The sequence below is a fragment of the Streptacidiphilus jeojiense genome (genome assembly GCF_000719095.1).
Classification (GTDB): Bacteria; Actinomycetota; Actinomycetes; order Streptomycetales; family Streptomycetaceae; genus Streptacidiphilus; species Streptacidiphilus jeojiensis.
Genome location: NZ_JOEH01000098.1, coordinates 1 through 843 on the forward strand (window position 1 = coordinate 1; position 843 = coordinate 843).

Consider the following 843-nt stretch of genomic DNA (forward strand, 5'->3'; position numbering starts at 1 on the left):
GCCGATGGCTCTGCGGGCTTCGACGAGTCCGGAGTTGATTTTGCTGGAGGTGGTGTCCGTGAGGTCGATTTTCATGGCCGGCGCCAGCTCCTACCGTCTCGTGCGAGCATCTCGTCCGCCTCGGCCGGGCCCCAGGTACCCGACTCGTACCCGGCGGGGCGGCCGTGCTTGTCCCAGTAGGCCTCGATCGGGTCCAGGATCCGCCAGGACTCCTCGACCTCCTGGTGGCGCGGGAACAGGTTGGCGTCGCCCAGCAGCACGTCCAGGATCAGCCGTTCGTAGGCCTCGGGGCTGGACTCGGTGAACGACTCGCCGTAGGCGAAGTCCATGCTCACGTCGCGGACCTCCATCGAGGTCCCGGGGACCTTGGAGCCGAACCGCATGGTCACCCCCTCGTCCGGCTGGACCCGGATGACCAGGGCGTTCTGCCCCAGCTCCTCGGTCGCCGAGGAGTCGAAGGGCAGGTAGGGGGCGCGTTGGAAGACCACCGCGATCTCGGTCACCCGCCGCCCCAGCCGCTTGCCGGTGCGCAGGTAGAACGGGACCCCGGCCCAGCGCCGGTTGTTGATCTCCAGTTTCACCGCGGCGTAGGTGTCGGTGGTGGACTGGGGGTCGATGCCCTCCTCCTCCAGGTAAGTAGCCGGCGCGGCCGCCGATGCCGATGTCCTCGGCCATGGTGATCTGCACGTGGTCCACATAGGAGCGGTTCCAGATCGGTTCGAACATCGAGTTGGCGAACCGCAGGGCCAGGATGTTCTGGACGGTCTCCTTGCCCAGGTAGTGGTCGATGCGGAAGACCTCGTCGCGCGGGAAGACCGAGTGCACGACCTGGTTGAGTTCCTG

1 pseudogene is annotated in these 843 nt (G+C 67.0%); it reads right to left on the reverse strand.

The features are described from left to right. Nucleotides 1-71 precede the first annotated feature (71 nt). Nucleotides 72-843, reverse strand: a pseudogene (locus IF29_RS43020) (glucose-6-phosphate dehydrogenase); the annotation flags it as partial.